This window comes from Mucilaginibacter sp. A3364, from assembly GCF_059690715.1.
The window spans coordinates 1749081-1773491 of sequence record NZ_JCAWED010000001.1 but is presented as its reverse complement, the minus strand read 5'-3'; the positions used below and the strand labels follow the sequence as shown (position 1 = coordinate 1773491).

The window sequence follows — 24411 nt, the reverse complement described above, 5'->3', positions numbered from 1 at the left end:
AGTTTTGATCTATTTAATTCCTTGGAGCACGTGAACTTTGTCGCCCTCTTCTACATCAGCTGCACCGTCAACAATAACTTCGTCACCGGCTTTTAAACCGGTTTTGATCTCGGCTAAACCACCTGATATTTTACCTTCGGTAATCGCAACACGTTTGGCAACACCGTTAGCATTTACATATACATAATTGCCGGCTTCTGATTGCTGAATAGCTTTTACCGGGATGGCGATAGCGTTAGCATTAGTGTAGTCAGCAATTTTAAGTACAGCAGTCATGTTAGGACGTAGCGTTGAACGTGATGGTAATTTCACCTCAACAGGGAAACTACGTGATACCGGATCAATAGCTTTAGCAGCGAAATCAATTTTAGTAGTAACCGAATCATTAGCATCGGGTACCACGATTTTAACGGTATTACCGGTGCGCACACTTGCAGCGTATGACTCCGGAACATTTGCTTTTGCTTTCAGGCTGTTATCATTAACGATATTAATGCCTGTAGTGCCCGGGCCTGCAGCCTGACCTAATTTAAGGTCCATTAACTCGATGCTACCATTAATTGGCGATTTAATAGTGTAAAGCGCTGCTTGTTGTTTAAGCGCATCATATTGCTTCTGGGTAGTTTGCAGGTTAGTTTTTGCTTGTAAGAATTGAACTTCGGTGCCAATTTTTTGATCCCAAAGGTTTTTCTGGCGCTGAAAAAGCGTGTTGGTTAATTCAACCTGTGCTTCGGCTTGCGCCAGTTGTTGTTTTAATACGCTGTTATCCAACTGAACCAATACCTGGCCTTTGCTTACGCGTTGCCCCGGTTTAACGTAAATAGCAGTAATAATACCCTGAGCTTGCGGATAAGCGATCACGTTTTCTTCAGCATCAATTTTACCTTGTATTTCAACGTAGTTACTAAAATGGCCTGCCTCTACCTTGAAGGTAGAAACGTCCGATGTCTTTGCCGAATCGGTAGTACCCACTTCTGCTTGCAGTTTGGTTATTTTATCATTCAGCTCACTTTGTTGTTTTTTCAACTCGGCCAGCTCTGCTTTTTTATCTTTTGGTTTATTTGAGCATGCTGCTAAAAGCATCAGTGCCGGTATGTATATTATTTTTTTCATGTCGTAATATATTTGTGATTAGTTTTTAGTTAATGCGTGCATATGCCTTATCCAGATCAACCTTGCTTACCAAAGCATTGTACAAGGCCTGGATGTATTGATTGTCGGCAGTTTCCACATCGGTTTGTGCCTGGTTTACTTCAATGCTTGAACCTACGCCTTGCGCGTATTTGATCTTTGATACACGTAATACCTCATTAGCCAATTCGCGGCTGCGTTTTTGGTTATTGAGCGATTGCAAGCTGTTAGTATAAGTGATACGAGCAGCATTAGCCTGAAGCTTAAAGCCGTTTTTAGCGTTATCGAGATCGTTTTGTGCTTTCAAAACACTTATCTGCGATTGCTTAAGTTGATTAGAACGTTGGCCGCCGCTAAAAATAGGTACATTTAAACGCAAGCCAATAAAGCTAAACGGATAACCTTTATCATATAAACCGCCTAATTTGTTCTCGTAAAAAGCGGTAGATAAATTACCAATAGCCGCTAATGAAGGCAAAAACTTAGCTTTCTTCTCCATTACGTCAAACTCATTTAACTTCTTTGCTGTTTCCAGTAATTTATATTCGATACGGTTGGTGTAAAAAGCCGTATCTGCTACTGTGCTGGCTACAGAATTGTCCAAACTAACATCGCTCAGTTTGTCTTTAAGCATTAAGTCCTGCTCAATAGGCATACCCATTTGGAACTTTAGCATCTGGATAACCAATGTTAAACTGCGTGCAGTGTTTTCACGAGTGGTAACTAAGTTATTGTATTGTACCGATAGACGATCAACATCGATCTTCTCAACAAAGCCTTGTTTATTTTGCTCTGTTGTTTGATCTAATAAAGATTTTAGCTGCGCGATGTTAGCATCCAGCAATCTTATCTGCTCGTCGCTTACCAGTGCCTGGTAATAAGCTTTTGTTACGTTAACGTTGGTTTCTATCTTGCTTCGCGTCAGGTTACGAACAGATAGCTCCTTGAATGTTTTAACAGACTTTAAACCTACAATGAAAGTACCATCAAAAAGTAGCTGCGATGCTTCTAACGATAAAGTACTGCTGTATTTAAGCGCAAAACTTAACGGAATCAGTTTACCCGGTTGACCGAAAGGCTCTCCCGGCGCTACTTGCGTAGGGGTTTTAAAATAATCCTGGAAGTTAGCAGTACCGTTAATTTGCGGTAAGCCCACTCCTATGGTTTCTTTCACTTTGTATTCAGCACTTTTTACATCCAGGGTGGCATTTTTTACGGTGTCCTGGTGCTCGTACGCGTAGTTTATACAATCGGCCAGCGTAAAACTGACTGGCGGTAGCGCCGGTGGTGCCTGCTGTGCATACCCCGTTAGGGCTACACCGCACAGCAGCGACGTGGTTAAAAATATATGTTTCATGTTTATCATGTATTGTTGTGTTGGTTTGTTTTATGTTGTGATATCCAAAGTAACAACCGGGCTTTGACAACCGTATGTCAGCAGGATATTAGTCGTTGTCGATATTTTTAAATTCGTTTAATAATTTATAACCTTTAAGCGTACATATGCCAAAGTTGAAGTGCTCCAAAAGTTGATATTGCACCTTCCATGCGCTAAACTCAGCTACCGGGAATATGTTGGTGTTAAAACCCATCTCAACCTGGTGAACACGCATTCGGGCCATAATTTTCACATCAATGTCGGGGCGTATATATCCTTGCTCAATACCTTTGGCAAGCAACTCTTCCAGCGTATGTACAATAACATCAGCCTTAAAATCCTGGAAATGCTTCCATGCTTCGGGATGGTATTTTTGCAGATCATGTATCACGATGGGATTAATTCGTGAAAAGATCTCTTCCGAGCATTTCATCATGTTGATCATTTCCTCAATAACATTGCCAGACTTGCTGATGATGCTACACATCTGATCCTCATCCTCTTGCAGCTTCTTTTTAACCAGGGCTATTACCAGTTCGTTTTTATCCTTAAAAAACTGGTAAATAGTTTTTTTCGACATGCCGAGGTGTTTGGCAATATCGTCCATAGTAACGCTCTTGATGCCTGCTTTTAAAAACAGGTCCTCGCCGCCTTGTATTATTCTGTCTATTTGAACCATTGACTTAATTGGTCAAAACTATGGAAACATTTTTAGATTTCAAAGTTTCCATTAAAAATATAGTTTTCCACACTGTTCAGGTTACCTAACAGTTAAGCCTTGTACCCGATTTAAGGCTTAAAATGTTACCTTTGCCAAAATTTCAAACAATGACACTGACACCTCTTTCTGCAATATCACCTATTGATGGCCGTTACCGCAATGCAACTGCCGACCTTGCCGCTTATTTTTCGGAATACGCGCTAATTAAATACCGTGTATTTGTAGAGATAGAATACTTCATTGCATTATATCAGCACCCGCTTCCGCAACTGCAAGGTTTAGATAACAGTGTAGCCGAAAAGTTACGCGACATATACAGAAACTTCAGCGAAGCTGATGCGCAGAGCATTAAGGATATTGAAAAGATCACCAACCACGATGTTAAAGCAGTTGAGTATTTCATTAAACAACAATTCGATTTACTAGGCGGCTTGGAGGCTTATAAAGAGTTTATCCACTTCGGCCTTACTTCGCAGGATATCAATAATACTGCCATCCCCTACACCTTTAAATTAGCTTTAACTGAGGCTTACTATCCTTTGATTGACGAGTTGATCACCATATTAAAGAAGTATGTTGATGATTGGGCCGCTATACCATTGTTAGCGCACACCCATGGCCAACCCGCATCGCCTACGCGCCTGGGTAAGGAGATTCAAGTTTTCGTGGAGCGTTTAGAAAATCAGTTAGCTTTGTTAAAGCAAGTGCCATATTCAGCTAAGTTTGGTGGTGCTACGGGTAACTTTAACGCACATAATGTAGCCTACGGCGATATCAGTTGGAAAGATTTCGGCAATAACTTTGTGAACAATGTATTAGGCCTTAATCGCTCACAGTTTACTACGCAGATCGAGCACTATGACAACTTTGCTGCTCAATGCGACGCTTTGAAACGCATTAACAATATTATTATAGATCTGGACAGGGACGTATGGCAATACATCTCAATGAACTATTTCAAACAGAAGATCAAAGCCGGCGAGGTTGGTTCATCAGCTATGCCGCACAAGGTTAACCCCATTGACTTTGAGAATTCTGAAGGTAACTTAGGTATAGCCAATGCTTTGTTTGAGCACCTGGCCGCTAAACTACCTATCTCGCGCTTACAGCGTGACCTGACCGACTCGACCGTGTTACGTAATATAGGTGTGCCTTTGGCGCATACGGTTATCGCATTCAAATCAACCATTAAAGGTTTGAATAAGCTGTTGTTAAATGAAGCTGTAATCAAGTCGCATCTGGATGCTAACTGGGCTGTGGTTGCTGAGGCCATACAAACCATCCTACGTCGTGAAGGTTACCCTAACCCTTACGAGGCATTGAAGGAACTTACGCGTACCAATACCGAAGTTAACGCCCAAACCATTGCCGAGTTTGTGGATACTTTACAAGTAAACGACCGCGTTAAAGAAGAGATCAAAAAAATAACACCTTTAAATTATACAGGGATTTAATGTGCAGATATGCAGATGCGAGGATGTGCAAATGATTTGACTTTTTAATCTGCACACTGTATATCCGCACATTTGCACATTGTAACACCGTCATTGATTAGTAAAAACAAACTCAGGGTAGTGCAATAACCAAAAACCTAACTAAATTTGGTTATTCAATTTAAATAAGGATAAGATGAATATCAACGTATATACTGAGTCGACACCTAACCCGGCAACAATGAAGTTCATTGTGAACAAGCTGCTTATCAATGGCAGTGCGGATTTCGCGACCAAAGAAAGTGCTGAAAGCTCTCCTTTTGCTAAGGAACTTTATAAATTCTCATTTGTGAACGGCGTGTTCTTCGCAAGCAACTTCGTAACGGTTACTAAAACTGACGACGCAGATTGGAACGACATTGAGCCGATACTGAAAGAGTTTGTTAAAGGCGCGGTTGAATCAGAATACAAAGTACAAAACGAGGTAACCGAAGAGGTTAACTTTGAAGGTACCGAAACCGAGGTTAAGATACAGCAAATACTAAACGACTACGTTCGCCCGGCTGTTGAGCAGGATGGCGGTGCAATTGCGTTTCGTTCGTTTGAAGAAGGTGTGGTTACTGTAGAGCTTCGCGGTTCTTGCAGTGGTTGCCCCTCATCAACTATTACCTTAAAAGCAGGTATCGAGAACTTGTTGAAACGCATGGTTCCTGAAGTACAGGAAGTGGTTTCGGAAGCGTTATAATCAGAGATTAGTGATTTGTTGATCAGCGATTAGTTTGACTGGTTAGTTATAAAATACAAAAGGCGTCTATCTATTGATAGTCGCCTTTTTGCGTTAGGTGCGCCATTTTAAAAGTGGCGCACTTGGCGCAGCAATATTTTACAAGTTGTTGATTGTTAATTATTTATCGAAAAAATCGGCGCAATGCGGCGCACCCACAAAATCAAACAACTAATTGATTATAAACCAGTTGAGTTTTTACAATAAAGACATGACCATAAAAGTGGCGCGCCCTAAATTCAGGACAGCTATCCTTCAATTTTAAAATGCGTGCGTATCGCCTCAAGCATCTCCCCTGTTATCTTGCCATTGGTAGCCAGTAGCTCCCGACTGTCAAGCACTTCATCGCCGCCGGTAAAATTAACCACCTGCCCGCCTGCCTGGCGCATGATGACTACGCCTGCAGCAACATCCCAAGGGTTAAGATTGTATTCGTAAAAAGCATCAAAACGGCCCGCTGCTGTATAAACCAGGTCGGTTGCTGCCGAACCTAAACGGCGTAGACCGTGGCAACTTTGCATTAAATGATTCAGCAATGCGATATATTGTGGTTGCTTAGCAAAATTATAATAAGGGAAGCCGGTAGCTATCAAGCTATCACCAACAGTTGGTGCGTTGCTCACCTTAATTTCTGTACCGTTTAAATATGCCGGCGAACCTTTCCAGGCGTAAAAGCATTCGTCCTGGTTTATTTCATATACTACGCCCAGCACCAATTCATCATACTCTTTGAGCGCTATACTTACAGAAAATACCGGCAAGCCATGTATAAAATTGGTCGTGCCATCCAACGGATCAATGATCCAGTTATAGCGTTCGCCGGTTTTGTTAATGGTTTTTTCTTCGGTAATAAAGCCCGATTCGGGTAATATGGCCTGTAAACGTGCAACGATAATATTTTCCGCTTGTTTGTCAACGTACGATACCAGGTCGTTAAGGCCCTTATGCTCTATCCTATCCGTGGTAAAAGTTTTTCTTTCCTGGCGGATAAAATCGCCGGCTTGTTTAGCTAGTTCAATTACCTGTTCCGTTATCTGCTGTAGCTGTTGCTGCATGACGTTGTTTATGTGCTATACTGAATGAGAAAAATTTGTGAACGAAAAAACTAGCGAAGAACAAGCTTAAAGCCGAAACTATTCTTGCTATAGGGGCATCTAAACCCATCCTTACCAAAAAATTAAGTATGAGTAAATTGGCCATGAACCCTATGATAGCCACTATTAAAAACCGGCTTAATTGTTTTGCAGGCGACGAAGTTGATTCTTTAAATACCAATAAACGGGTAATTAAAAAATTAACAATAACACCCGAAAAAAATGATATAGCTAATGACAGGGAGTGCCTGTTTACGTTATACTGCAGCACATTGTAGTTTTGTTGCTTTAGTAAAACTCTATAAAAGATAAAAAACACGCAAATATCAACCAAAAAACCTACGCCCGCAGAAAATATAAACCGTACAACCTGGTTTTTAAAAATATCGCTTCGGGTTAATTTATGCATGCTTTGGGGTTAACTTCTCTTTATTTTTCACACCGTTCACTATCAGGCCTATTCCGCCCAATACTAAACAAAGCGATATCAATTCGGCTTGTGTGAATGATATACCGCCCACAGTATATTTAGTATTAACGCGTATCAATTCAATTAAAAAACGCTCTACACCATTCAGTATCATATACACACCAAACATAACGCCTGATATTTTAATACGATCGCGTATCTGCCATAATAAAAAAAACAGTATCAGGCATATCACACTTTCGTAAAACGGAGTGGGATATACAGGCAGGCGTAATTCATTACAATATTTGCCTACGCAGTCGGCAATAGTATTGCCGGCATCTTCCATACTTACGTTGTGCGGATATTTAAACGACCACATCCAATCAGGCGCCCAGCTTAGCCAGCCCGGTTTGGGTGCGGTATTGGGTATGCCCCAATCACCATCGCCCGACATATGGCAACCTACACGTCCAACGGCATAAGCCAGCATCATACCCGGTCCGCCAATATCCAGCATATCCAAAGGTTTTACACCGTGCTTGTTGGCTATGTATAAAACAGCTGCGCCACCGCATATTAAACCGCCGTAAAAGGTAAGGCCGCTAAAACCTATCAGCATGTCAACCGGGTCGGCCATAAAATCGTTCCAGTTTTCAAGGGCATTAAACAATTTGGCGCCGGCAAAGCCCCAAACTGCGGCCCAAAGCAACAGGCTGCCCATTAACTCGTACGGATGCACTTTTACCTTTTTAGTAACAGGCTTGGGTAATACCTGTTTCTTGTTTTCGGCATAGGCCCAATAAGCCATCGCGGCAGCAAAAACAATACCGCCCAGCAGGTTCCCCTTGGTTGATAATAAAAACGACTGAGGATCATCAATGAAGGCGCGGTAATTCAACACCATATCCACAAACTTAAAGCCCAGGATAAAGCCAAATATGCCATTGCCAGCCAGCTCGCCCGTAGTTATAGGGCTACCAACAGTAACTTCCTTTTCAAATGAATGTACATAACCCAGCTTCTCTTTACGCTTAAACTCCTGCGAAAAAGCCCAATACCCTGCCATAAAAGCCAGTGCTACGAAAAAACCAAAAGTTTGTATGGGGAGTAAAATATCCCAACCGGTGAGATACTGTATAAGCGAGCTAATGCTTGGGAACATAGATTAAAGTTTGAAGCGAATATAGGTTTAATGCACCAAAATTTCTTCGCTTTCGGTTATTTCTACATCACCGTCAGGTGAAATGTTTGTTAATTGAACGCTTTTAACTTCGTTAACCAATACCGGGTCGTACTTGGTTTTTACCTTTACGTAGTTGCGGGTAAAGCCGTGCATGTAACCGTCTTTGATATCGCCCTCAAATAACACCTGCTCGTTACGGCCCAATTGGGTAAAGTAAAAAGCACGGCGTTTTTTATCTGACAGGATATGTAGCATTTTGCTCCTGTCGGCACGGGTTGAACCGGGTACTACCCCATCCATTTCGGCAGCTAAAGTATTTTCACGTTCCGAATAGGTGAACACGTGCAAATATGATATGTTCAGATCATTCAGGAAATTATAAGTATCCACAAAATCATCACGCGTTTCGCCGGGAAAGCCAACAATAACGTCGACGCCGATGCAGCAATCGGGCATCATTTCTTTAATTTTATTCACCCTATCTGCATAAAGCTCACGCCTGTAACGGCGACGCATTAAGCCTAATATTTTATTCGAGCCTGATTGTAAAGGAATATGAAAATGGGGTACAAAGCGCTTTGAAGTGGCAACAAAGTCGATGATCTCGTCGGTTAGTAAGTTTGGTTCGATAGATGATATACGGATACGATCTATACCATCAACTTCGTCCAACGCCTTTACCAGGTCGAAGAATTTATTTTTACGTTCGCCGTTGATGATACCAAAATCGCCCAGGTTAACGCCTGTCAATACTATTTCTTTCACGCCCGAAGCTGCTATTTCCTGCGCTTGTTTTATTACGCTGGGGATAGTATCACTACGGCTTGCACCACGCGCCAGCGGTATGGTACAAAACGAGCAAGTATAATCGCAACCGTCCTGCACTTTCAGGAAGGTACGTGTACGATCGCCAAATGAGAATGAGGGAACGAACTCGTTAGCTTGAGATACAGGTTGATTTAATACCAAAGCTTTAGGGCGTTTGGTTAAATCGGTAATATGATCAATGATCTGAAATTTTTCGGCTGCGCCTAAAACCATATCCACGCCGGGTATTTCGGCAATTTCTTTTGGCTTTAGCTGCGCGTAGCAACCTACAATAGTTACGTAGGCATTTGGAGATATTTTAAGCGCTTCTTTAACTACCTTTTTACACTTCTTATCCGCATTATCGGTTACCGAACAGGTATTTACCACAAACACGTCGGGCGTATCAGTAAAATCAACCGTACGAAAACCCGCATCGTTAAAAAGGCGGCCAATGGTTGATGTTTCCGAATAATTCAGTTTACATCCAAGGGTATAAAAAGCTACTTTTTTGTTCATCTCTTTCGGCGGCAAAGATAAGCTTTTTACCAATTAGTTAATTACACCTACTTGACCGGCTTGTAATGGCAATGTAAAACCGTTTTTAAGGTATTGTAATAATATTATTATACAACCATTAGGAATAGCTTTTGGGTCAACTATTTGTAGGAGTTAGTGTTGAATGAATAAAATGAACAAAACCGAAACTATTACATGATTGCTGTAGCGCGGAAAATACCTATACTTAGATACGCTGTAATTATACTAATGATAACAGCGTTGTTTGTAGGTACAGAGTACCTATACCTGCACTATCAACGGGCGCAACTACTTCGCAACAATATTGACCAGGTGATATCGGCACGCGAAAATTCGGCGCTGATAGATAGCTGTATTATTGACCTTTACAGTGCAGATAATTATAGCCGACTGTATACTGTAACCGGCGATAAGAAATATTTAAGCCAGTCGGCCGAGGACATTAACAACGTTTTGGGTGTAGTAAATAAACTCAAGCTGGCCAGCCATAAACCGGATGCCGATCTGGACAAACTAAGAAGCTTAATACTGCAGAAAGCAGCTAAAACGGACAGCTATGTACACCTAAAATTTAAGACGGATAGTTTGATAGGCGCATCAAAAAAAGTAAACAGATCTTTAGCGAGTATACAGCATCAAATAAGCAAGCCTGTTGTAAAGGTTGAACACAATACAGTAGTTGACACTATAAAAATAGCGCCCGCCGCCGCACCTAAAAAGAAATTTTTTGGTAAGGTATTTTCTGTTTTCTCTAAAAAAAAGGAGGAAAAACCTACAGAGATGTTAGTGCAAAAAGACTCTGTTACTTATGCACAGGTTATTGATAAAAAAATCATCAATACCAACAAACGCAACTATAACAATTATTCGCAAAACCTAAGTTCGGCAAATAGCAAACTTCGCAGCAACGAGCAGCAATTACTGCTGCTTAACAATGATTTGACCGACCAGATAATTGATAATTTAAAAAACTACAAAAACGTAGAACAGATATATGTAGAGAAAAGCAAAAGCGCGCTTAAGGAAAACCTGGCCAATGTTTTTTGGGAGTTTAAAAAAGTATCAACCATTACTTTCATCTTTCTGATAGCCTTGCTTGCAATTTTGCTCTATAATATCTGGAAGATATTCAGAAATGAACAACTACTGATAGACTATGGCAAAAAAGCGGAGGAGTATGCGCAATTAAAAGGCAACTTTTTGGCGGGTATGAGCCATGAGATACGTACACCTTTAAACTCTGTAATTGGCTTTTCAGAACAGTTGAGCCAGGAGCACCTCCCACCGGCACAAAAAGAACAGGTGGCGGCAATCAAAAATTCGTCAGAAATGATACTCGACCTGGTAAACGAGATACTGGATTTTTCTAAATATGAAACCGGAAAAATGAGCTTCGAAGCTAACCCATTCATGCTGCGCCAAGTGATAGAAGAGGTGGTAACCACGATGAACATTCACGCGCTTAAAAAGCAAATAGTACTGGAAAACCTAAGCACTGTTGCCGAAGACATGTGTGTTGAAGGTGATAAGATGCGTTTAAAACAGGTTTTGATGAACCTGATAGGAAATGCCATTAAATTTACCGTTAAAGGCCGCGTAACACTGGAAACCGGTGTAGAGAAAACCGGGATAAACAAAGCTACTCTTAAGGTAAAGGTGATTGATACCGGCCTGGGGATAGATAAAGCTAATTTGCCACATATTTTTGATGAGTTCTCGCAGGTATTGCAGGCGCAGAAAGTCACCAAACACAAAGGCACAGGGCTGGGATTAGCTATTTGTAAAAAGATTGTAGAACTACAGGGTGGAAAAATAGGCGTAAGTAGTAAACCGGGTATAGGATCTACTTTTACCTTTGAGTTGCCTTTTGTTGAACTGGAAAATACCGACCATGTGATAATCCCCAATATTGATGATGTGGTAATGGCCGAACTGGTGAAAGACAAGCAAATTTTACTGGCCGAGGATAATAAGCTAAACGTATTGCTGGCTACCACTATACTTAAAAAATGGGGCGTTAAATGCGATGTGGCTTATAATGGCCAGGAGGCGCTTGAACTGATGCAGAAAAACAGTTACGATATGTTATTAACGGATATTGAAATGCCGGTAATGAATGGTTTGGAGTTAACTCAAAAGATCCGCAGAATGGCAGATCCTATCAAATCAAACGTCATTATTATGGCATTAACAGCCAATGTAATGAAGGAGGATCGTGATCATTATTTCAGCGTGGGAGTTAATGATGTTATTTTGAAACCATTCCTGGAGCGCGCGCTGATAGAGAAAATATCGCTGGCTATACAGAATAACCTGTCGGCCATGCGCTTTATAGCTTAGTTAGACTCTTCGCCCCAACGATAGCTGTTGTTTTCTAAACCGATCAGATCTATCACCCGGTTTACTACAGTCATCGCTACTTCCTCAATGGTTTGTGGTTTGTTATAAAATGATGGTACCGCGGGGCAGATAATTCCTCCTGCCTCTGTAACAGTTTGCATATTGCGGATATGGATCAGATTCAAAGGTGTATCGCGCGCCACCAGTATCAGTTTACGGCGTTCTTTCAGGATCACATCTGCGGCCCGTGTAACCAGGTCGTCTGATATACCACCCGCTATGCGCCCTAAGGTGCCCATAGAGCAAGGAATTATCACCATGGTATCAAACCTTGCCGAACCCGATGCAAAGGGCGCCATGAAGTCGGTTTTGGCGTAGAATTTAAACGGCAGCCTGATATAATCATCATTATCCAACTCAAATTGCCATACCTGTTTGGCATTGTCAGACATTACCAAAGCCACTTCCTCAATTTGCGCGCTTAAGTGCTGCAATTTTTGCAAAAGCAGGCGGGCATATATAGCGCCACTGGCACCGGTAATAGCAACAACGATCTTTTTCTTCATGCAACACAAAGTTAACCCGAAATCATTTAGGATATGTCAAATTAGATTAAAAAGCTTGAAGATAGCGTGAAACGAAAGCTTGGAGCACAAAAAAAGGGTCGAATACAAGTACCCGACCCTACATCTACCTATGAAAAACATGCCCTTTGAGAGGGCACTACAAATATAAAAACAGTTTCTTAATTATTAAACAATTATTTTAAAATAATTTAATCGATTGCAGTAAAGTTGCTTTCTATCAAAGTTTGGATGATTCCGTCAACCATACCTACCCTTGGTACGTAGATGTTTTTGATGCCCGCCCACTTCATAACCGACAGGTATATCTCGCATGCGGGGATAATAACGTCGGCCCTGTCCTGGTTAAGGCCCAGCACGTTGATACGATCCTTCAACGAAAACGACTCCAGGTAATTGAACATTGATTTTAGCTTAACGAAACTTAGGGGTGCGCCGGCACGTTCTTCAGACAAGCGGAATAATTTGTTGATGTTACCACCTGTGCCTATACCGGTAATATTTTTAAAATGGCGCGTATGTTCGCGCAAGAAGCTATGCATACGCTCCCACTCTTCCTCGGTATCCTGGTTATCCAATATACGTATGGTACCGATATTTAATGATTTTGATGCCACCATCTCTCCTTCCGAAAATAATGACAACTCAGTGCTACCACCGCCTACATCAATGTAAAGGTAGTTTCGGCCTTTATCCATGCTTTGCTCAACGTGGCTGGCATAAATAACTTTAGCTTCTGCCTGTCCGTGAATGATCTCCAGTTCAACATCAGCTTCTTTTTTTACCATATCAACAACATATTGGCCATTTTTAGCTTCGCGCATGGCTGATGTTGCGTAGGCTTTGTATTCGGTAACTTTATACACATCCATCAGGTTGCGGAAAGCCTGCATGGTTTTTACAAGGTCGGCAACTTTCTTTTCTGACAGGTTTTTCTCAAGGAAAGCGTCATCACCCAGGCGTAGCGGCACGCGTATCAGTGTGTTTTTTTTGAAGGAAACTGAACGATGATTTTCAATAATATCAGCAATAAGTAGTCTTACCGCGTTTGATCCGATGTCAATAGCCGCGTATCTCACGATGTTTTATTTTTTAAATAGTTATAAATATCAAACTGCGCCCTGCAAGGTGCTTCTGATTTAGTTTTATGGTATTTGTTGGTGTTATGACTGTTTATTTCGCGCGCCTTGGTATTGTCGCTTAGCTGTATATCGATGATATCACGAATCTCTTTCTTGATATCCTTATCATAAATAGGGAAACCAACCTCAACCCTGCTATCAATATTCCTCGACATAAAATCGGCCGACGTAAGGTAGATCAATTCATCGCCACCATTGCAGTAGATATGAACCCGGGCATGCTCCAGGTACTTGTCAATTATGCTTACTACTTCAATATTCTCGCTATAGCCTTTTACGCCGGGCACCAGGCAGCACATGCCGCGCACTATCATCTTAATTTTAACACCCGCGTTACTGGCCTGGTAAAGCTTATTGATCAGTTGCTCATCAGCTACACTGTTCATCTTTAAGATCATATAGGCCGCTTTTTTGGCTTTAGCGTTTTTTATCTCATTATCTATCAGCTTAACTATAGTTGGCCGCGAATCAATTGGCGATACAATAAGGTTTTTTAAGCCTTTAGGCAGCGTATTCTTACTAAGCGCTTTAAAAATTATCTGAAGATCTTTAGTGATGTTTTTGTTTGCCGTAAGCAAGGTATGATCTGCATACAACGACGCCGTTTTCTCATTGTAATTCCCGGTTGAAAGGCAAGAGAAATAGGTGGTCTTATCTTTATCGACCCGGCTAACCAAACAAATTTTAGCGTGTACCTTATAGTTTTCAATGCCGTAAAGCACGTTTACACCTTCTTCTTCCAGTTTGTTGCTCCAGCCTATATTATTTTGTTCGTCAAAACGGGCGGTAAGCTCAACCAGGCAGGTTACTTTTTTACCGTTTTTGGCTGCGTTAATTAACGCGTGAACAATACGCGAGTTCTCGGCCAAACGATACACCGCAATACTGATCTCTTTCACTTTAGGGTCAATAGCCGCTTCACGAAGAAAGTGAATAACGTAATCGTATGTTTGATATGGTGTACTTACCAGGTAATCTTTTTTGGCTATAAGCGCCATTAAACTGGTATCAAACGACAAACCTTTAACCGGTAGTTGGGGGTATTTAACATACTCCAGCTCAGGCCTACCTACATTGGGAAACCCGATGAAGTTTTTAAAGTTATGGTAACGGTTACCCGGGATAAGCCCCTCGCCTTGTATGCCGGTTTTATTAACAAGGTATTTGAGCATATCCAGCGGCATTTCCGAATCATACAGCAAGCGCATCGGACGGCCCTTACGGCGGTTTTTCAGGCCTTTAGATAGCGTGTCGATAAACTTACCGCTTACTTCCTTATCCAGATCCAATTCCGCATCGCGGGTTAACTGAATGGAATACGCCTCCATGCTATCGTGCTCAAATATGAAGAAGATATCGTCAAGGCTATACCTTATAATATCATCTACCAGGATAATAAACTTCAGGTTATTGGTATCGGGCAGTACAGTGAAACGGGATAAGTTATCAGGAATTTCAATTAAAGCATAGGTTACTTTTTTGCCTTTAGTCAATCGCACAAAAAAATAAATAGCTCTGTCGCGTAGCTCGGGCAGCGGTGCATCGTTATTTAGCATGATAGGCACCAGCATGGCGAGTAGTTTCTCGCGAAAATATTTCTTCACGAAAGTACCACGCGCAACGTTAAGCTGCTTATCATTAATAATGAATATCTTTTCTTCAGCCAGCTGCTTAACAATGATATTTTCGTACAGGTTGTTAAACTTCTTTTCCTGTTTTACAACAATACCTTTAATTTGATTAAGTACTTTTTTAGGATTGTAGCCTAATATGGCTTTTGCCTTATCGTTTAAGTTAGCAAGGCGGGTTAAAGTGGCCACCCGTACGCGGTAAAACTCATCAAGGTTTGACGAAAATATGGCCAAAAACTTTACCCTTTCAATTAGGGGGACGGTTGGGTCGGCAGCTTCCTGCAGTACACGTTCATTAAAATACAACCAACTAATTTCCCTGTTAATAAAAGGTACTCGCTTATTATCCATATTTAAAACCGCCTGCTTTTCAGCAGTAATTACAAAGCTGCTTATTTATTTGTTAAGTTAATATTAAGTATTGGGTATCCTAAATGTTTTGTTTGTTAATATTTAACGCACAATTTCATCATAAAAATGGTTTAATGCCGACATTCAATTAACTTGCACCAAAATTTATAAACCAAAGCATATGCCTACTTTTGATATTGTAAGTAAAATTGACGGCCAAACGCTTGATAATGTTATCAACATAGCCAAAAAAGAAATTTTGAACCGTTATGATTTTAACGACTCAAAAAGCACCATCGACCTGGATAAGAAAACAAACATCATAACTATTGTTACCGAGAATGACATGCGCGTAAAAGCCATTCAGGACTCTATCATCGGCCGCATGGTAAAACAACAGCTTGATCCTAAGGCTTTAGATATGGGTAAAGAACAAGCGGCCGCGGGCAACATGATCCGTAAGGAGATCAAGGTTAAACAAGGACTTGACCAGGAAACAGCCAAAAAAATTGTAAAGAAAATAAAAGATAGCGGTCTGAAAGTGCAAGGTTCAATTATGGACGACCAGGTGCGTGTGCAGGGAAAAAAGATAGACGACCTGCAACAGGTTATCAGCCTTTGTCGTGGTAACGATTTTGGCCAGCCGCTACAGTATATTAATATGCGCGACTAAGGTTTTGTTATAAAAGAAAAGGCCGCTCCTTAATTAAAGGGCGGCCTTTTCAAACTAAACCAACATTACTACTTATGAAAACTTTTATTGTTTCGGATACCGAGAGATGAATCGGTATTCCGACAGATCCGGACCTTCAACACTAGTCAAAACCCACTCTCCGGACCTGCGGACATTCCGATAAATATTATTTTACAGCTATCTCTCTTGATTGAAATTTAGCTTCTTCTTTTTTTGCTATAGTTAAAGTCAGGATACCATCGGTATAGTCAGCTTCAATTTTCGAGCTATCAGCACTTTGTGGTAAAGTAAACGATCTTGAAAACGAGTGATAGCTATACTCACGTTTGGTAAATTTCTTGTTCTCGTCTACGGTTTCAGTCTTTTTATCGGCCGAAACGCTTAATACGTTTTTCTCCAGGTTTATTTTAAGGTCCTCTTTTTTCAAGCCCGGTACTGCTAAAGCTATCTCAAATTCATTTTCGCTTTCGGCAATGTTAACAGCCGGTGTACGATAAGCAGCTTTTTCATTCAAAAACGAATCATTTAATATTGAGTAAACGTCGTTAAAGAGTGGGTTTACTATACTATTTCTTTGATCTTTGCCAAATTTTACTAAAGTCATTTTTATATCCTCCTAAGTTTTTGTTTTATTAACTTTGCAGAGTACTCTTCAACTGTTATACCAACAGCACCAACCTATATTTTAAAAGACAAAATGTCTGATAAAATTATTTTAGCAAGACACAATGACATAAAATGACTGAAAAACTAACAGATTACAAATTCAAAACTCCTATTTCAATCCGCTTCTCGGATATAGACGCTGTTGGACATGTTAACAATGCCATTTATCTTACTTTTTTTGAGGATGCCCGTTTTAATTATTGGAAAGAAGCCATTAACTGGGATTTTAGCAATACGGGTGTGATATTAGGCCGGTCAGAGATCAATTATTTAAAACCGGTTACTTTAAACGATAATATTATTTGCTATGTACGCGTAGTGCGTATAGGCAACAGCAGTTTTGATATGATGCATGTATTAGTAAGAATTACACCTAACGGTGAGGAAGTATGCACCACCGGCAAAACTGTTTGTGTATGTTATAATTACAAAGCAAAACAATCAGTACCTATCCCCGACAAGGAGCGCGATCGGATGATCGCTTACGATGAGCCTCGGTTAATATTAAATACAAACTAATATTTGACTGATACAGGTAGCTAAATTTAACCTTAAATTGAGTACTACAACCAATAGTTTTATAGAAATTATTGACAAACAATAACTTAACTAAAATAACATTATTTTCACTTTTTTAGGTTTAACGAAATTTTAATTAATATTTAATAAGGAAACATAAATAATACCCATATATTTGAGGGCACCCTAATTGCTTCACAATGGTATTACCCCTTGACAACGACATTGTTAAACCAACAGCGGTAAAACGTTACCCTGATTGCCCCAAATGCAAAACCCCCATGGATAACAGAATATCCAGAGGTCCCTTAGTAAAATTACTTTTGTTTTGGTTACCTGTACGCCGGTATAAATGCAATAAATGCGGCCGCAGGCGACACATACTTTAATCAAATATTTTTCCGGGGTTAAGGATATTATTTTCATCAAACACCCGTTTTATGCCTTTCCACAAAGCAAAATGCACAGGCGAAAATTTAATATCCATAAACTCTTTCTGAACCAAGCCTATACCATGTTCGCCAGACAAAGTGCCGCCTAGTGACACGGTTAGTTCAAAGATCTCGCGGATACCATATTTAAGTTTATTATTCCAATCATCATTACTCATGTTGGCTTTAATAATATTCACATGTAGGTTTCCATCGCCGGCATGGCCATAACAAACCGACTCAAAACCATATTTGCTGCCTATGATTTTTATGCCCTTTATCAATTGCGGCAACGTTGCCCGGGGGACTACCGTATCTTCTTCTTTGTAAACCGAGTTCGATTTTACGGAGACACCCATCCTGCGCCTGATGGCCCATAAATCTGCCTTCTGCGCGGATGAATCGGCAAATAATACATCTGTACAGTTATATGCTTCTAAAACGGCATTCACCTTTTCGCAGTCGTTAAATATAATATCAGGATTATTGCCGTCAACCTCTATTAACAGAAAAGCTTCAGCATCGGCTTTCAAATTAAAGTTGATGCGTTCCTTTTCCATTACCCAAACCACGCCCCTGCGTTCCATAAACTCCAAAGCCGATGGCACTACTCCTGCCCTGAATATGGCAGATACTGCCGCGCAGGCTTCTTCGTTGCTTTTAAACGATGCAAGCATCAAAGCATCATGCGTTGGCCTTGGGATAAGTTTAGTCACTATTTTGGTGACGATCCCTAAAGTACCTTCAGATCCTATCATCAACTGCGTTAAATTATAGCCCGATGCATATTTGATAGTATTTGCGCCGGTCCATATAATTTCGCCGTTAGGCAACACCACTTCAAGGTTCAAAATATACTCGCGAATGGTGCCGTATTTAACTACCCTAGGCCCGCCCGAGCCGTGCGATACGTTTCCGCCAATAAAACAACTGCCTTTGCTGGCCGGGTCAATAGGATACAGCAACCCCTTTTCGGCTACGCTGTTCATAAACTCTTCGGTAATTACTCCGGGTTCAACCGTAGCTTGCAGGCTTTGCACGTCAATATTCAGTATTTTGTTGAAGCGCTCCATAGCAATCATCAATCCTCCATAAACAGGTAACGATGCGCCACTTAAACCGGTACCCGCACCACGCGGTGTTACCGGTATCAGGTTTTCGTTACACAATTTAAGCAAAGCTGATACCTGTTGCGGGGTGTTTGGTTTAACGATAACTTCGGGATAATAGGAAAGGTCCTCTGTTTCATCATGGCTGTAACCTTCCATATCGGCGGCTTGCGTTATTAGCGCGTCCGCACCCACAATAGCTATTATCGCATTAAGCAGATCGGGTGTTATTTTATTGTAGGCCATATTAAGCTTTATTATAGCTCAGCACTACTTCAGAATATTTAACCTTGGCACCTATCAGCGGACTAAGCTTTTTAATATTCACTTTTACCGCGTCTACAAATTCATACTCGTGCTTAATATCATCAATTATGCCTCGGGCTACGGTTTCTATCAGCTTGCTGGTTTGTTTCATCTGCCGGCAGGCGATATCAAACAACTGTTCATAATTAACCGTGTTGGCCAATTCATCAACCATGTTATCGCTTGGCTCAAAGTCAACTTCAATATCAACAATAAAAGTATTTCCAATTTTTTGCTCTTCGGGATAAAAGCCATGGTAAGCAAAAAACTCGACGCCGTGTAGTGCTACTATCATAATCCAAAAATAGCCGTTTGAGTGTACACTAAGCAAGCAATAAACTATATTTGTTTTCCAACAAAGATCATATGCCTAAAACAGATGTATTTGAATCGCCCGATTATTATTTGTTAGATGAACTGCTTAGTGATGAGCACAAACTGATCCGTCAATCTGTGCGTGATTGGGTGAAGAAAGAAGTTAGTCCCATTATTGAAGATTACGCGCAGCGTGCCGAATTCCCGAAGCAGGTATTAAAAGGCCTTGCCGAGATCGGTGCCTTTGGCCCTACCGTACCTGCCGAATATGGCGGCCTGGGTTTAGATTATATGGCCTATGGCATTATTATGCAGGAAATTGAGCGCGGCGATTCGGGAATACGCTCGACTGCCTCAGTACAGGGATCACTGGTGATGTATCCTATTTTCGCCTACGGCAGCGAAGAACAAAAACACAAATACTTACCCAAATTAGCTACAGGCGAATTAATAGGCTGCTTTGGCCTTACCGAACCCGACCATGGATCAGACCCCGGCGGCATGACCACCAATTTTAAAGATGCTGGCGATCATTACCTATTAAATGGCGCAAAAATGTGGATCTCAAACGCGCCGTTTGCAGATATTGCTATAGTATGGGCAAAGAATGAGCAAGGTAAAGTACAAGGACTGATAGTAGAACGCGGCATGGAAGGTTTTACTACTCCCGAAACACATAATAAATGGTCATTACGCGCATCAGCTACAGGCGAACTGGTATTTGATAATGTGAAAGTGCCTAAAGAGAATTTATTGCCGAATGCAATAGGACTAAAAGGCCCGCTGGGCTGCTTAAATCAGGCCCGCTACGGCATTGCCTGGGGTGCTATAGGCGCTGCTATGGATTGTTACGACACGGCCCTTAGATACGCTAAAGAGCGCAAGCAATTCGGTAAACCAATAGCGGCATTTCAGCTTCAGCAAAAAAAATTGGCCGAAATGATTACCGAAATAACCAAAGCCCAGTTAATGGTTTGGCGCCTGGCGACTTTAAAAAATGAGAACCGCGCCACCCCTGCTCAAATATCAATGGCTAAACGAAACAGCGTAGCCACAGCAGTCAATATAGCACGCGAAGCCCGGCAAATGCTGGGCGGCATGGGCATAACCGGCGAATACCCTATTATGCGCCACATGATGAACCTGGAATCGGTAATTACGTATGAGGGCACCCACGATATTCACCTGCTGATAACCGGGATGGATATTACTGGTGAAGAAGCGTTTAAGTGATTTTGAAGGTTAATTATTAAAGATTAAAGATTAGTTGACTGGTTTATCACTAATCTTTAATCTTCAACCTTTAATCTTTGCTACACATTATAAAAAAACTGTTCAGAAACTATTTTGCCGTCTTTTACCTCGTATACACCCAGCTCAACCATCGGGCCGCGGCCATATTCTTTGAACGTAATATCCATATCAAACTTAACGGTAAAAAAGTTGCCGGCAACCAGGGGCTCAGATACGGTTCCGCCGTGTATTTCAACCACACCTTCATACCATTCCTTAGTTTTAGCGATGATGGCTTCTTTGCCGGTGGCCACGCCATTGGGGATGCCTTCCATTTCTTTGCTAACGATATTGTCATCGTAAAGCTCGTCAATAGCTTCGTTGTTTTTTCCTTCGCGGCAGTACTGTACTAGTTTGTCGGCTACTTCTTGTGTTGTCATGATGATCATAATTTTGGTTAATTAAAATTAAGCCATTGTAATAACGATAAGAAATACGAAGAGTTAAATTATGATTAATTTTCTTTGCCGGAGATATTCAGCAACACAAAGCTATTATGCGGAATACCCATGGTGTTACCTGGTATGGTTTGCAGGTATTCCTTCATGTAACCCGTCATGATGGAGTTAATAGTTTTGATAGTCGACTCTTTAAACTCAGGCAAAATGTAGTTTACAGATTGCACGTAGTGGATATCTCCATGCACATCAACCAAAGCCCAAAACGAGTAGGCAAAGTTTTTATAGGCGTTTTTAATGCGAATGTTAAACTCCGGGTACATGTAGGCTTCCGAGGCGTCCAGCTTGTTCATTAAACTGGGATGTACTTCGGTTTTAACAACCGATACTTTAGGATGAAGGCTTTTAAATATAACAGTCTGTGTAGCTGCAAAACCGCTATCTATACCTGTATTAACCTCAACCGCGCGTTTACGGATAAACAACGTATCGGCGCGGGTTGGTCTTTTTAGTACTTCTATATTCAGCCCTTTTTCCTTGATGTATTTGTCAGAATACAAAGTCATGTATACAATAGACTTATCAAAATAAACCTTCTTCGCCTCAACAGATAGTACCTGCAATACTAAACTATCCTTGGTTATCTTCATAGGTTTTAGCCAGGTATTAGCCACGTTCACCAACGAATCATGATCACGGGTAACCGGAAACTTTAACATAGCGTTCTTATCCGGACTATAAACCATAGCGAATTTATTAGACAGAAACTTCAGCTTCCATAATGGCGATAACTGGTAGCCACTATGATGAAATGACAGGCCCGAAGGGAAAGCACGGCGCACCTCCAGATAGTTAACACCGATAACCGGCTCAAAATCCGCCCTGCGCTCCCGCTCATCATATTCATGAACACATGAAGTAACTGAAAGCAGCAATACAGTAATAATAGCAAGAAAACGTCCTTTAAGGATAGTAGCAGATGGCATGCCGTAAAAATGCAGATTATATTTAAAAATCAGAATTTTCATCCGGCAAAAACGCATAAGCAACATAATTGCCATGATGAGCGAAGGATAAGGGTATATCCAACGCTTTACCATTTTTGATAATGACGGGGTAACCTGTATTGGTTTTAGCTATTTGCAGATCAGCGTCAGGCCAAATGGTGTTTAACTCAACAAGTAACAATCGCCTAACCTCAGCGGATTGGGTTTCGCTATCAGTACCATTAATTTGTTGAACTTTAGTGTGAAGGTTAAGATCCTGTTTATGTGCTACGACCGCAGAAATATATTCAGAGTGTATTTGGGCGATGAAATGAAGATTTTGATCTTGAAAGCAGACTTCGCCGGAGCAGTTGCCGCCTGTTGCTACTATGCTTTGTACAATAATTTTTGCGGGTGAAAATAGCAGATCGGCATCGCCCCTTTTAAGGTGTTTATAAGCCGATTCCTTTACCGCCCACAACAGCCATACAAATTGTATGAAGGGTATTACGGCCGACTGAAACTGCTGCTCGCCGGCCGTAACAAATTTTGAATAAAACGCGGGTTGATGAGTGCGCTCTTCGTTAATAAAACGCAGCGCCACTATATCATTCCCTATGCTTTTCAAGCAACCTTGTTTATTTTTTCGGCAATAACATCGATGCAATTGCCTACGTTGTACATTTTCTCGGCGGCATCAAAATCTATTTCAATATTGTACTGTGCCTCAGCATCTATAATAATATCAACCAGGTTGGCCGAGTTTATTTTTAAATCTTTGATCAGGTCTGTTTGCTCGTTGATCCCCGCCAGCATTTCTTTGTTTTCCGTGTAAGGGGTCAGTACTTTTTTTAATTCACTCAGAATTTCTACTCTATCCATTAGTTATTGTTGTATTTAGAGATGATCAAACAACAGTTTACATCGCCAAAGCCAAAATTAGCTTTTGCAACCGTATTAATCTCCCTCTCTACCTTAATTGTTGGTAAATTGTTTGACCCAATCATATCTAAAATTTCCTGATTCGGATCTTCAAGATTTAAATTAGGGTGCACAAAGTTATATTTTAACTGCAAAACTGCAGCAACTGTTTCAATTGAACCTGCCGCACTTAACGAATGACCTACCATTGATTTCAATGAATTCACCATCGGAAAGTCGTCGCCTTTGCGGCCAAGCGCGGTCACCCAGTTCTGTATTTCAAATTTATCGGCCATGGTTGCCGTTAAATGGCCGCTCACCAAATCAATATCATTTTTACTGATATTAGCTTGCGCGATGGCTTCTTCAATGCATCTGACAACGCCAATTGGCCCCGGCGCGGTCATACTACCACCGTTTCGTTGCCCGCCTGAATTGGTAGAACCGCCGACAATTTCACCATATATTTTTGCCCCGCGTGCTAAGGCGAAATCCAAATCTTCCAATACCATCGCTCCTGCTCCTGATCCGGGTACAAAGCCGCCGGCTGTGGCGCTCATTGGGCGCGACGCACGCTCAGGTTCATTATTATGCTTGCGCGATAGTACACGCATGGAATCGAAGCCACCGAAGACATATTTATCTACAAACTCGCAGCTGCCTACTACCATGCGTTTTGCCACACCAAGCTTAATGTACTCATAACCCATTAAAATAGATTGCGAGCCGGTAGCACACGCTGCTGAGTTATTGATGATCTTATTACCCAAGCCAAGCCTGCCTGATATATAAGCGGTAACGCCACTATTCATGATCTGCTCCACCACACGCGAACCCAGTTTTTTTGATTCACGGGCATCAACGCGGGTAATGGCGTTTTTGATCACATCCGTATCGGCTACACTGCTACCGAAAACGCAGCCGGTTTCCCATAGTGTATCTTCGCTTACGATTTCGTTGCCGGCGTCGGTCCAGGCATCTAAAGCAGCTTTTATGCCATAGGCGATGCCTTTACCTTTTAAGCCATATAAACTGGTTTCGGTGATGTAGTTGCGCAGATCATCCCATTCAAATTTGGGGATACCAGCTACCTGGCAATTAAATTTCAGATCTTCATATTCAGGAATAAAGGTTATCCCCGATACACCGTTCTGTATAGCCTGCAAAAAATCAGTAATATTTGATCCGTTGGGCGAAACCACCCCTAAGCCTGTAATTACAACACGGTTACCCATTCCTGTA

The 24411-nt window shown here is 41.3% G+C and carries 24 protein-coding genes; 6 read left to right on the top strand and 18 right to left on the bottom strand.

Translation table 11 applies throughout. The features are described 5' to 3' along the window. Positions 1 to 9: 9 nt before the first annotated feature. The 3 genes from AC59JT_RS07930 to AC59JT_RS07920 form a co-directional block, all read right to left on the bottom strand. Entirely contained in the window at positions 10 to 1113 is a 1104-nt protein-coding gene (locus AC59JT_RS07930) for an efflux RND transporter periplasmic adaptor subunit (protein WP_497397528.1), read from the bottom strand. Between the two features lie 25 nt (positions 1114 to 1138). After that, positions 1139 to 2488, bottom strand: coding sequence for a TolC family protein (locus tag AC59JT_RS07925; RefSeq protein ID WP_497397526.1), 1350 nt, complete (start codon positions 2486 to 2488; stop codon positions 1139 to 1141). Between the two features lie 88 nt (positions 2489 to 2576). Continuing rightward, a complete protein-coding gene (locus AC59JT_RS07920) occupies positions 2577 to 3188 on the bottom strand; it encodes a TetR/AcrR family transcriptional regulator (protein WP_497397524.1) in 612 nt (203 codons plus the stop codon). A gap of 149 nt (positions 3189 to 3337) precedes the next feature. On the opposite strand from AC59JT_RS07920, the gene purB reads away from it, so the two are divergent. Both purB and AC59JT_RS07910 read left to right on the top strand, forming a co-directional pair. Then, positions 3338 to 4684: an adenylosuccinate lyase gene (gene purB, locus AC59JT_RS07915; RefSeq protein WP_497397522.1), complete on the top strand. Its 1347-nt coding sequence runs from the start codon at positions 3338 to 3340 to the stop codon at positions 4682 to 4684. Positions 4685 to 4859: 175 nt separating this feature from the next. After that, entirely contained in the window at positions 4860 to 5408 is a 549-nt protein-coding gene (locus AC59JT_RS07910) for a NifU family protein (protein ID WP_497397520.1), read from the top strand. 287 nt (positions 5409 to 5695) lie between these two features. Here the strand turns inward: AC59JT_RS07910 and AC59JT_RS07905 are convergent, their stop codons facing one another. Genes AC59JT_RS07905 through mtaB form a run of 4 tightly spaced genes read right to left on the bottom strand, consistent with a single transcriptional unit; the run spans position 5696 to position 9462 of the window. Then, entirely contained in the window at positions 5696 to 6502 is an 807-nt protein-coding gene (locus tag AC59JT_RS07905; RefSeq protein ID WP_497397518.1) for an inositol monophosphatase family protein, read from the bottom strand. Then, positions 6462 to 6950: a GtrA family protein gene (locus tag AC59JT_RS07900; RefSeq protein ID WP_497397516.1), complete on the bottom strand. Its 489-nt coding sequence runs from the start codon at positions 6948 to 6950 to the stop codon at positions 6462 to 6464. Before AC59JT_RS07900 ends, AC59JT_RS07905 begins: the two co-directional genes overlap by 41 nt. Then, positions 6943 to 8115: a prolipoprotein diacylglyceryl transferase gene (locus tag AC59JT_RS07895; protein ID WP_497397514.1), complete on the bottom strand. Its 1173-nt coding sequence runs from the start codon at positions 8113 to 8115 to the stop codon at positions 6943 to 6945. Before AC59JT_RS07895 ends, AC59JT_RS07900 begins: the two co-directional genes overlap by 8 nt. A 27-nt stretch (positions 8116 to 8142) precedes the next feature. Next, positions 8143 to 9462, bottom strand: coding sequence for a tRNA (N(6)-L-threonylcarbamoyladenosine(37)-C(2))-methylthiotransferase MtaB (gene mtaB / locus AC59JT_RS07890; RefSeq protein ID WP_497397512.1), 1320 nt, complete (start codon positions 9460 to 9462; stop codon positions 8143 to 8145). A gap of 249 nt (positions 9463 to 9711) precedes the next feature. Between mtaB and AC59JT_RS07885 the strand changes: the two genes are divergently transcribed. Further along, positions 9712 to 11823 carry an ATP-binding protein gene (locus tag AC59JT_RS07885; RefSeq protein WP_497397510.1) on the top strand — a complete coding sequence of 704 codons (2112 nt, stop codon included), beginning with the start codon at positions 9712 to 9714 and terminating at the stop codon, positions 11821 to 11823. Here AC59JT_RS07885 and AC59JT_RS07880 read toward each other — a convergent pair. The 3 genes from AC59JT_RS07880 to ppk1 all read right to left on the bottom strand — a co-directional run bounded on the left by AC59JT_RS07880 (position 11820) and on the right by ppk1 (position 15531). Next, a complete protein-coding gene (locus tag AC59JT_RS07880) occupies positions 11820 to 12389 on the bottom strand; it encodes a UbiX family flavin prenyltransferase (protein WP_497397508.1) in 570 nt (189 codons plus the stop codon). The two genes, AC59JT_RS07885 and AC59JT_RS07880, sit on opposite strands and share 4 nt — an antisense overlap. A gap of 209 nt (positions 12390 to 12598) precedes the next feature. Then, positions 12599 to 13486, bottom strand: a complete 888-nt coding sequence (locus AC59JT_RS07875; protein ID WP_497397506.1) for a Ppx/GppA phosphatase family protein — start codon at positions 13484 to 13486, stop codon at positions 12599 to 12601. Beyond that, positions 13483 to 15531 (bottom strand): polyphosphate kinase 1, encoded by a 2049-nt coding sequence (gene ppk1, locus AC59JT_RS07870; RefSeq protein WP_497397504.1) that lies wholly within the window; start codon positions 15529 to 15531, stop codon positions 13483 to 13485. The genes AC59JT_RS07875 and ppk1 overlap by 4 nt, the downstream gene beginning before the upstream one ends. A gap of 181 nt (positions 15532 to 15712) precedes the next feature. Here ppk1 and AC59JT_RS07865 point away from each other — a divergent pair, with 181 nt between their 5' ends. Further along, positions 15713 to 16204 carry a YajQ family cyclic di-GMP-binding protein gene (locus tag AC59JT_RS07865; RefSeq protein ID WP_497397502.1) on the top strand — a complete coding sequence of 164 codons (492 nt, stop codon included), beginning with the start codon at positions 15713 to 15715 and terminating at the stop codon, positions 16202 to 16204. Positions 16205 to 16391: 187 nt separating this feature from the next. Here the strand turns inward: AC59JT_RS07865 and AC59JT_RS07860 are convergent, their stop codons facing one another. After that, a complete protein-coding gene (locus AC59JT_RS07860) occupies positions 16392 to 16829 on the bottom strand; it encodes an Hsp20/alpha crystallin family protein (RefSeq protein ID WP_497397500.1) in 438 nt (145 codons plus the stop codon). Between the two features lie 134 nt (positions 16830 to 16963). On the opposite strand from AC59JT_RS07860, the gene AC59JT_RS07855 reads away from it, so the two are divergent. Continuing rightward, positions 16964 to 17410: an acyl-CoA thioesterase gene (locus tag AC59JT_RS07855; RefSeq protein ID WP_497397498.1), complete on the top strand. Its 447-nt coding sequence runs from the start codon at positions 16964 to 16966 to the stop codon at positions 17408 to 17410. Positions 17411 to 17795: 385 nt separating this feature from the next. Here AC59JT_RS07855 and AC59JT_RS07850 read toward each other — a convergent pair whose 3' ends face one another. Next, a complete protein-coding gene (locus tag AC59JT_RS07850) occupies positions 17796 to 19196 on the bottom strand; it encodes an FAD-binding oxidoreductase (protein WP_497397496.1) in 1401 nt (466 codons plus the stop codon). Position 19197: 1 nt separating this feature from the next. Next, a complete protein-coding gene (gene folB / locus AC59JT_RS07845) occupies positions 19198 to 19551 on the bottom strand; it encodes a dihydroneopterin aldolase (RefSeq protein ID WP_497397494.1) in 354 nt (117 codons plus the stop codon). Between the two features lie 71 nt (positions 19552 to 19622). Here folB and AC59JT_RS07840 point away from each other — a divergent pair, with 71 nt between their 5' ends. Continuing rightward, the gene (locus tag AC59JT_RS07840) at positions 19623 to 20804 is read left to right on the top strand and encodes an acyl-CoA dehydrogenase family protein (protein ID WP_497397492.1); all 1182 of its coding nucleotides are present in this window, start codon (positions 19623 to 19625) and stop codon (positions 20802 to 20804) included. Between the two features lie 80 nt (positions 20805 to 20884). On the opposite strand, the gene AC59JT_RS07835 is transcribed toward AC59JT_RS07840, so the two are convergent. The 5 genes from AC59JT_RS07835 to AC59JT_RS07815 all read right to left on the bottom strand — a co-directional run bounded on the left by AC59JT_RS07835 (position 20885) and on the right by AC59JT_RS07815 (position 24404). Continuing rightward, complete coding sequence (locus AC59JT_RS07835) at positions 20885 to 21244, bottom strand: SnoaL-like domain-containing protein (protein WP_497397490.1); 360 nt, start codon at positions 21242 to 21244, stop codon at positions 20885 to 20887. A gap of 74 nt (positions 21245 to 21318) precedes the next feature. After that, positions 21319 to 22290 carry a hypothetical protein gene (locus tag AC59JT_RS07830; protein WP_497397488.1) on the bottom strand — a complete coding sequence of 324 codons (972 nt, stop codon included), beginning with the start codon at positions 22288 to 22290 and terminating at the stop codon, positions 21319 to 21321. After that, positions 22271 to 22876, bottom strand: coding sequence for a 4'-phosphopantetheinyl transferase family protein (locus AC59JT_RS07825; RefSeq protein ID WP_497397486.1), 606 nt, complete (start codon positions 22874 to 22876; stop codon positions 22271 to 22273). The genes AC59JT_RS07830 and AC59JT_RS07825 overlap by 20 nt, the downstream gene beginning before the upstream one ends. Beyond that, on the bottom strand, positions 22873 to 23130 hold the full coding sequence (locus tag AC59JT_RS07820; RefSeq protein ID WP_497397484.1) for an acyl carrier protein: 258 nt from the start codon (positions 23128 to 23130) through the stop codon (positions 22873 to 22875). Before AC59JT_RS07820 ends, AC59JT_RS07825 begins: the two co-directional genes overlap by 4 nt. After that, on the bottom strand, positions 23130 to 24404 hold the full coding sequence (locus AC59JT_RS07815) for a beta-ketoacyl-[acyl-carrier-protein] synthase family protein (protein WP_497397482.1): 1275 nt from the start codon (positions 24402 to 24404) through the stop codon (positions 23130 to 23132). The genes AC59JT_RS07820 and AC59JT_RS07815 overlap by 1 nt, the downstream gene beginning before the upstream one ends. Positions 24405 to 24411: the final 7 nt, after the last annotated feature.